This window comes from Gryllotalpicola sp. CP2-P1 (assembly GCF_057512245.1).
This window is the reverse complement of sequence record NZ_JBLRDT010000120.1, coordinates 1-8,051: the sequence shown is the minus strand read 5'-3', so window position 1 is coordinate 8,051 and position 8,051 is coordinate 1. Positions and strand designations below refer to the sequence as shown.

The 8,051-nt window shown below is 68.7% G+C and carries 9 protein-coding genes; 4 read left to right on the top strand and 5 right to left on the bottom strand.

Annotated elements, in window-relative coordinates:
* Window positions 1–1,400: mannitol dehydrogenase family protein (locus ACM2XV_RS10130; protein ID WP_487026841.1), on the bottom strand; the 1,400-nt coding region annotated here is incomplete at its 3' end.
* Window positions 1,401–1,590: 190 nt separating this feature from the next.
* On the opposite strand from ACM2XV_RS10130, the gene ACM2XV_RS10125 reads away from it, so the two are divergent.
* Genes ACM2XV_RS10125 through ACM2XV_RS10115 form a run of 3 tightly spaced genes read left to right on the top strand, consistent with a single transcriptional unit; the run spans window position 1,591 to window position 4,812 of the window.
* Window positions 1,591–2,955 (top strand): ABC transporter substrate-binding protein, encoded by a 1,365-nt coding sequence (locus tag ACM2XV_RS10125; RefSeq protein WP_487026840.1) that lies wholly within the window; start codon window positions 1,591–1,593, stop codon window positions 2,953–2,955.
* A 10-nt stretch (window positions 2,956–2,965) separates the two neighbouring features.
* Window positions 2,966–3,901, top strand: coding sequence for a carbohydrate ABC transporter permease (locus tag ACM2XV_RS10120; RefSeq protein ID WP_344777187.1), 936 nt, complete (start codon window positions 2,966–2,968; stop codon window positions 3,899–3,901).
* Window positions 3,898–4,812 carry a carbohydrate ABC transporter permease gene (locus ACM2XV_RS10115; RefSeq protein ID WP_487026839.1) on the top strand — a complete coding sequence of 305 codons (915 nt, stop codon included), beginning with the start codon at window positions 3,898–3,900 and terminating at the stop codon, window positions 4,810–4,812. Before ACM2XV_RS10120 ends, ACM2XV_RS10115 begins: the two co-directional genes overlap by 4 nt.
* 75 nt (window positions 4,813–4,887) lie before the next feature.
* Here the strand turns inward: ACM2XV_RS10115 and ACM2XV_RS10110 are convergent, their stop codons facing one another.
* Window positions 4,888–5,286: a hypothetical protein gene (locus tag ACM2XV_RS10110; RefSeq protein WP_344777191.1), complete on the bottom strand. Its 399-nt coding sequence runs from the start codon at window positions 5,284–5,286 to the stop codon at window positions 4,888–4,890.
* Between the two features lie 101 nt (window positions 5,287–5,387).
* Here ACM2XV_RS10110 and ACM2XV_RS10105 point away from each other — a divergent pair, with 101 nt between their 5' ends.
* Complete coding sequence (locus ACM2XV_RS10105) at window positions 5,388–6,443, top strand: zinc-dependent alcohol dehydrogenase family protein (RefSeq protein ID WP_487026838.1); 1,056 nt, start codon at window positions 5,388–5,390, stop codon at window positions 6,441–6,443.
* Between the two features lie 147 nt (window positions 6,444–6,590).
* Here ACM2XV_RS10105 and ACM2XV_RS10100 read toward each other — a convergent pair whose 3' ends face one another.
* The 3 genes from ACM2XV_RS10100 to ACM2XV_RS10090 form a co-directional block, all read right to left on the bottom strand.
* Window positions 6,591–6,998: a hypothetical protein gene (locus ACM2XV_RS10100; protein WP_344777194.1), complete on the bottom strand. Its 408-nt coding sequence runs from the start codon at window positions 6,996–6,998 to the stop codon at window positions 6,591–6,593.
* A gap of 12 nt (window positions 6,999–7,010) precedes the next feature.
* Window positions 7,011–7,706 (bottom strand): NAD(P)H-hydrate epimerase, encoded by a 696-nt coding sequence (locus ACM2XV_RS10095; protein ID WP_487026837.1) that lies wholly within the window; start codon window positions 7,704–7,706, stop codon window positions 7,011–7,013.
* On the bottom strand, window positions 7,703–8,051 hold a 349-nt coding region (locus ACM2XV_RS10090), incomplete at its 5' end, for a class I SAM-dependent methyltransferase (RefSeq protein WP_487026836.1). The genes ACM2XV_RS10095 and ACM2XV_RS10090, both read right to left, overlap by 4 nt.

Genomic DNA, 8,051 nt, shown 5'->3' with positions numbered 1-8,051 from the left:
TCGGTGAAGGCCGGCTCGGTGGCGAGCGTGCCGAACAGCGTCTCATCGCGCAGGAACGCGAGGGGGTCGGAGGACTGGGCGAGCGCCGCGGCGTGCCGCGCGTCCGCCAGCCGGTCGACGATGGTGATCGGATTCCCCGACTCGTCGACCCCTTCCGCATAGCGCGCCCAGCTCGCGACGATCGCGGCGGACGCGTCGACCTCGCCGCCGGCCGCGACGCGCTCCGCGATGACCGGCACAAGCCACTTCGGAATGCGGTCGGAGGACTCGGCGGCGAGGCGCGCGAGCGTGTCGCGCACGTGCTCGTTCCCGAACCGCTCGATGAGCTCGGCGGTGTAGGCGTCGAGGTCGACTCCCGGCACGGGCTTGAGCGTGAGCCGCGCCTCGCGCTCCCAGTAGCGGCGCAGCAGCCCGACGAACAGCGGGTCGCGCGCCGCCTCGTGCGCGAAGGTGTAGCCGGCGAGGACGCCGAAGTAGGCGAGCCCCTGGTGGCCGACGTTGAGCAGCCGCAGCTTCATCAGCTCGTACGGCTCGACATCGTCGACGACCTGCACCCCGACCGTCTCATAGGCCGGGCGACCGAGCCCGAACGAGTCCTCGAGGACCCACTGCTCGAACGGCTCCGCGACCACCGGCCAGGCATCCTCGATGCCCCATTCGCGTGCGATCAGCGCGCGGTCGTCGTCGGTCGTGACGGGCGTGATGCGGTCGACCATCGAGTTCGGGAAGTGAACGGATGCCTCGATCCAGTCGGCGAGCTCGAGGTCCCTCAGCCGCGCGAAGGCCGTGAACACCTTCCGCGCCAGCTCGCCGTTGCCCGGGATGTTGTCGCACGACATGACCGTGAACGGCGCGATGCCGCGCTCGCGGCGCAGCGCGAGACCGGCGACGACGAGCCCGAAGACGGTGCGCGGTGCGGCGCCCGGCTCGAGGTCTGCCTGCACCTCGGGGTTGCCGGCGTCGAACTCACGCGTGATCTGGTCGAAGTTGTAGCCGCCCTCGGTGATGGTGAGCGACACGATGCGGATGCCGGGGTCGGCGAGCTTGTCGACGACGGCCTGCGGGTCGTCTGGCACGAGCAGATAGTCGACGATCGAGCCGATCACCCGGGGCTCGAGGGTGCCGTCGGGGTGCTTGAGCACGAGCGTGTAGAGGTGATCCTGCTCTTCGAGGGCCTGCTTCATGCGGCGGTCGCCCTCAAGCACGCCGACGCCGCAGATGCCCCACTCGGTCGAGCCGCCGGCGTTCAGCAGCCGGTCGACGTACATCGCCTGGTGCGCGCGGTGGAACCCGCCGACGCCGAAGTGGACGATGCCCGCGGTGAGCTGCGAGCGGTCGTAGCTCGGAACGGCCACTGCCGCGGGCAGCTCGGGCAGCGTGGCCTCGGAAAGACGGACCATCAGTAACCTCTCTCGTCTTCGTCGACGATGCCCGATCTGGCATCCGCACATCACATAGTTGACCGGCTTTGCCCGACTTCGCAAGTTTTCTGTGGTTCGATGCCCGTTTTTGCTTGCAAGGTGTGGAACTTCGTGAATATGGTGTGCATGCCCGCGACGGAGCAGGCAAGAAAGGACAACGGTGCCCACGATGACGAGGAGTCACCTGGCCAAAGCGCTCACGGGTGTCGCCGTGGCCGCGACGGCCGCACTCGCGCTGGCCGGCTGCAGCGGCGCTGGCGCCGGCAGCGCAGGCAGCAAGTCGGGCGGAACGCTCAACGTGCTGATGGTGAACAACCCGCAGATGATCGATCTGCAGAAGCTCACCGCCGACAACTTCACCAAAGAGACCGGCATCAAGGTCAACTACACGGTGCTGCCCGAGGACTCGCTGCGCGCCAAGGCGAGCCAGGAGTTCTCTTCGCAGGCCGGGCAGTACGACGTGGCGACGATCAGCAACTACGAGGTGCCGTTCTATTCGAAGAACGGCTGGCTGCTCTCCCTCGACGACAACGTCGCGAAGAACGCGGACTTCCAGCAGTCCGACATCCTGAAGCCGATCCAGGACGCGCTGACCGGCGCGGACGGCAAGATCTACGCCGAGCCGTTCTACGGCGAGTCGTCGATGCTCTACTACCGCACCGACGTCTTCAAGCAGCTCGGCCTGACCATGCCCGCGAACCCCACCTGGGATCAGGTCGCGCAGTTCGCCGACAAGATCAAGTCCAGCGAGTCGGGCATGGCGGGCATCTGCCTGCGCGGTCAGCCCGGCTGGGGCCAGATGGTCGCACCGCTCACCACCGTGGTGAACACGATGGGCGGCACCTGGTTCGACGACGACTGGAACGCCCAGGTCACGGGAGAGGGCTTCACGAAGGCGCTCAACTTCTATGTCGACCTCGTCAAGAAGGACGGCGAGAACGGCGCGCCGCAGGCCGGCTACACCGAGTGCCTCAACGACATGACTCAGGGCAAGGCGGCCATGTGGTACGACGCGACGGCCGCGGCCGGCTCGCTCGAGGCATCCGATTCCCCGGTCGCCGGCAAGATCGGCTACGCGCCCGCCCCCGTCGACAAGACGCAGAGCTCAGGGTGGCTGTACAGCTGGGCATGGGGCATCGAGAAGGCCAGCAAGAACCAGGCCAACGCCGAGAAGTTCATCGAGTGGGCCTCCGGCCCGAAGTACGCCGAGCTCGTCGCCAAGAAGTTCGGCTGGGCCGAGGTCCCGCCAGGAACGCGCACCTCGCTCTACGAGAACCCCGACTACCAGAAGGGCGCCGCCGCGTTCTACAAGCAGGTGCAGTCGGCCATCGACAGCGCGAAGCCGAACGACCCCGGCACGCAGAAGCGCCCAGCGCCCGGCATCCAGTTCGTCGCGATCCCCGAGTTCGCGAACCTGGGCACGGATGCCTCGCAGCAGTTCAGCGACGCGATCGCCGGGAAGACCTCGGTCGACGCGGCCCTCAAGTCGGTGCAGGCCGAAGCGCAAAAAGTCGGCGACAAGTACAAGAAGTAGCAGCTGAACAATGTCGACTGCGGTCACGCTGAATGCGTCGCACCAGACACTGAGCAGGGCGTCCGCCTGGGCCAGGCGGGCGCCCCTGCTGCCGGCGCTGATCTTCATGATCATCGTCACGCAGCTGCCCTTCGTCGCGACGCTCGTCATCTCGTTCGTGCGCTGGAACGCGCTCTACCCGAACGACATCGGCTTCGGCTGGTTCACCAACTACGCGGCGGTGTTCACCGACGCGGCCATGCTGAAGTCGGTCATCACGACGGTCGTCCTGACGGTCGCCGTGGTGCTCGTGAGCCTGATCCTGGGCCTCATCATCGCGATTCTGCTCGACCGGGCGTTCTGGGGCCGCGGCTTCGTGCGCACGATCATGATCGCGCCGTTCCTGATCGTGCCGGTCGCCGCCGCCCTCGTGTGGAAGCACGCGATCTTCAACCCGTCGTATGGCCTGCTGAACGGCACGCTGACCTGGATCTGGGGGGCCTTCGGCCACGCGTCGAGCGCACCCCAGCCCGACTGGGTGAGCTCGCAGCCCCTCGGCGCGATCATCGCGGCGCTCGTGTGGCAGTGGACGCCGTTCATGATGCTCATCCTGCTCGCGGGGCTGCAGGGGCGGCCGCTCGACGTCATCGAGGCCGCGCGCATCGACGGCGCCGACGAGTGGCAGATCTTCCGCCACATGACGCTGCCGCACCTGCGCCAGTACCTCGAGCTCGCGGCGCTGCTCGGCTGCATCTACCTGGTGCAGAACTTCGATGCCGTGTTCACCATCACGAGCGGCGGGCTCGGCACGGCCAACCTGCCCTACACGATCTATCAGACCTTCTTCGAGGCGCACGACTACGGGCAGGCATCCGCCGCCGGCGTCGTCGTCGTGATCGGCTCGATGATCGTGGCGACGTTCGTGCTGCGCACGGTGTCCTCGCTGCTGCGGGAGGAGAAGCGATGACGACGATCACCAGCGAGCAGGCGGATGCCACGGGCATCCGCCGCCGCCCCCCGGAATCCCCGGGGCGCACGGTCTCGATGCGCACGCGCGAGCGGCGGCGCACGGTCTCACTCGGCATCATCGCCTGGGTGATCGGGCTGATCTTCTTCGGCCCGATCGTCTGGATGGTGCTCACTTCGCTGCACTCCGAGACCACCGCGGCGACGAACCCGCCGAGCCTCTTCGCACCGCTCACCCTCTCGTCGTACGCGAACTTCTTCGGCGCGGCGTCGGGCGCGAGCCCGTGGCCGCCGCTGATCAACTCGGCGATGATGAGCATCGGCTCGACGGCGATCGTGCTGGTCCTGTCGATTCCGGCGGCCTACGCGCTGGCGATCCGGCCCGTGCGCAAGTGGTCCGACGTGATGTTCTTCTTCCTCACGACGAAGATGCTGCCGATGGTGGCGGGGCTGCTGCCCGTCTACCTGATCGCGAAGGCGCTCGGCATCCTCGATACGCCGGCGCTGATGATCGTGATCTACACCTCGATGAACCTGCCCATCGCCGTGTGGATGATGCGGTCGTTCTTCGCCGAGATCCCGCTCGAGGTGATCGAGGCGGCGCAAGTCGACGGCGCGGGGCTGCTGCTGACGTTCCGGCGCATCATCGTGCCGCTGTCGTCGCCCGGCATCATCGCCACGGCGCTGATCTGCTTCATCTTCAGCTGGAACGAGCTGCTGTTCGCGAGCGTGCTGACGAGCACGACGTCGTACACGGCGCCCGTGTTCCTGACGTCGTTCGTCACCTCTGAGGGGCTGTTCCTCTCGAAGGTGTGCGCCGCGTCCCTCGCGATCTCGCTGCCGGTGCTGGTCGCGGGCTTCGCCGCGCAGGACAAGCTCGTGCAGGGACTCTCGCTCGGCGCAATCAAGTAGGGCCGCGAGGGGCCCGGATGAGGGGCGGATGCCTGAGGCATCCGCCCCTCATCGTGCGTGCGCCTCGCGCGCCGCTCAGCTCAGCACGGGCCCGTCGAGGGTGCCCGGCACGTGCTCGTGTGCCGCGGGGACCTCGTGCGCGTGCACGTCGATCTCGTAGCTCGCGCCCGTGTCGGGGCAGATCCGGTAGGTGTGGCCCGTCGCCTCGTCGACGTGGACCTCGTGCCTGCTCACCGCGTGGTGGCAGACGGGGCACAGCTCGTCGACGACGCCCGGGTTCGGGTCGTCGCGCTCGTCGAGCTCGTACGGGCCGAGCGTTGACGGGCCGAGGATGGGGACGAGCTTGTCGTCGATCCAGGTGGTCGCCTTGGCGACGCCGTTCGCGATGGGGTTGTCGTGCGGGGTGTCGGCTTCGGTGTCTGTCGTGGGCGCCTTGTTCACGGCATCCTCGTTGTTCTCTTTGGCCGTATCCATGCGGGACATGGTAGGAGCGAGGGGGTCTGGCCGCGCCGGGGTTGACAGAGTAATTTCGGCCCCGTGCGGGCGTCACGGATCCGCCCGTGCAGGAGGGTGACATGAAGGCGCTCGTCTACCACGGTCCTGGGGAGAAGTCGTGGGAGGAGGTGCCGGACCCCGTCATCCTGAAGCCCACCGATGCGATCGTGAAGATCGACACGACGACGATCTGCGGCACCGATCTGCACATCCTGAAGGGCGACGTGCCCGCGGTGACGCCGGGGCGCATCCTCGGCCATGAGGGCGTCGGGACGATTACCGAGGTCGGCTCGGCTGTGACCGATCTTGCGGTCGGCGACCACGTGATCATCTCCTGCGTCTCGGCCTGCGGGAAGTGCGACTTCTGCAAGCGCGGGGTGTACTCGCACTGCCGGGCCGACGAGGGTGCGCCCGGCATCGGCTGGATCTTCGGGCACCTGATCGACGGCACCCAGGCCGAGTACGTGCGTGTGCCGTTCGCTGAGACCTCGCTCTACCGCGTGCCCACGGGGGTGCCTGATGAGCTGGCGGTGCTGATCAGCGACATCCTGCCCACCGGGCACGAGATCGGAGTGCGCTATGGGGCGGTGTCGCCAGGCGACGTGGTGGCGGTGGTCGGCGCCGGGCCGGTCGGACTCGCCGCGATGGCGACGGCGGGGCTGTACGGCCCGTCGCGGGTCATCGCGATCGACACCGACGCGAACCGGGTCGAGCAGGCGAAGCGGTTCGGGGCGACCGACGGCGTCGTCGCGACGGATGCCGACTGGAAGGAGCAGGTCTTCGCCATGACCGACGGGCTCGGCGTCGACGTCGCGATCGAGGCCGTTGGCATTCCCGCCACCTGGGACATGTCGCTCGACATCGTGCGGCCCGCCGGTCACGTCGCGAACGTCGGCGTGCACGGGGTGCCGGTCTCGTTCCACCTCGAGGACAAGTGGATCGCGAACCTGACCATCACCACCGGCCTCGTCAACACCGACACCTCGCCGATGCTCATCAAGCTGCTGGCGCAGGGCAAGCTCGACGTCGCGGGGTTCGTTTCGCACCACTTCGCGCTCGGCGACATCCTTTCGGCCTACGACACCTTCAGCCGGGCGGCCGAGACGAAAGCGCTGAAGGTGATCCTCACGGCGTGATCGGATGCCGCGCCGGCGGCTCCTCGAATACGCCGTACTCGCGGCTGACCCGAGGCTGAACCTCGGCTTTGAGCGCGAGTACTGTGTACGCCGATCGCGGCCGACCGCGTGCTTCGCCGAGGGGTGCCGCGCGGGGGGAGTTCCCGATCATTCCGCCGTTGCGGCACCCCTCGGCAGCGCACGAACCGCCAGAACGAGGAAGACCGCCACAGCAGTTACTGCCGCGAGGCCGGAGCCGACGGAGCTCAGCTGCAGGGCGTGGGGGATCGGCCTGCCCGCATCGGCAAGGTCGAATTCGACTGCCCAGAGCTCGCCGTACATGACCGCCCCCGCAGTACCGACCACCAGGGCCGTTCCTGCCCACCAGACTGTGCGCCAGCGCTTGGCCGCCCGAGCTCGGTCCGCGATCAGCACGGCTCCGATCACCACGATCACGAGGGCACCCGCCGCGCTGAGGATGAACGAGAGGGCGAGGCCCAGCACGAGGAGGGCCGCACCACCGATGAGGCCGACGAGCGCCGTTCGCCGCAGAGACCTCGACCGCGTGTCCTCCATATCCCGACTATGTCAGCGGGCCTCGTCGCCGGGAAGCACCACTAACGGGGTCAGCTTCTCGAGGTCGGCCGCCAGACCGATGTCGTGCACGCGGACCTCGCCCGCGACGTCGCGCGCCGGCGACAGCAGCAGGCCTGCCTTCGCCCCGCCGAAGGTCACGGTGACGTCGGCACGCAGCACCGCCGCCGGGTCGGGCACCTCGCCCGTGTCGGGGTGGATGCCGCTCGGGATGTCGACCGCGACGACGAGCCCCGACGGCTTCGCGGCCACGACCGCCGCGACGAGGTCGCGGACCTCGCCGCGCAGGCGCGGGTCGGGGCTGGTGCCCGTGCCGAGGATGCCGTCGACGATGAGATCGGCGGATGCCGCGCACTTCGCCGCGCCCTGCGTGACCACGGTGGCCCCCGCGGCGAGCGCGGCGGCGATACCGGCCTCGTGAACGCGGCTCGAGGTGCGCACGAGCTCGACGCGCGCGCCGTGCCTGGCCAGGGCCGCGGCAGCGAACAGGGCATCGCCGCCGTTGTTGCCCCCGCCCACGAGCACCACCACCCGGGCGTGGGCGGGCGAGATGCCCTCGGCCTCCAGCATCCGAACGCACTCCCGCGCGAGCGCGGCGGACGCACGCTCCATCAGCGGCTCGCCCGCGGCCAGGTGCGGCGCCTCGGCGGCGCGCACCTGCTGGGCCGAATACCCCCGCATACCCGTCATCGCTTCAGTGAACTCGTGATCGTGAACTTGCTGTTGCGCGCGACCTGGCGTGTCTCGCCGACGAGCCGCCGCAGCGTCGGCTGGTAGCGCAGATGGGAGTTGAACACGACGCGCAGCTCGCCGCCGGGCGCGAGCACGCGCGCGGCATCCTGGATCAGGCGGATGCCGACATCGGCGGTGACCGTCGTGCCCGTGTGGAACGGCGGGTTGAGCACGATCAGCTCTGCGCTCGCGTCGGGCAGGGTGCCGAGCGCGTCGTCGCGCACGACCGTGACGCGATCGTCGAGGCGGTTGAGCCTCATCGTCTCGCGGGCGGATGCCACCGCCGCAGCCGACTGGTCGCAG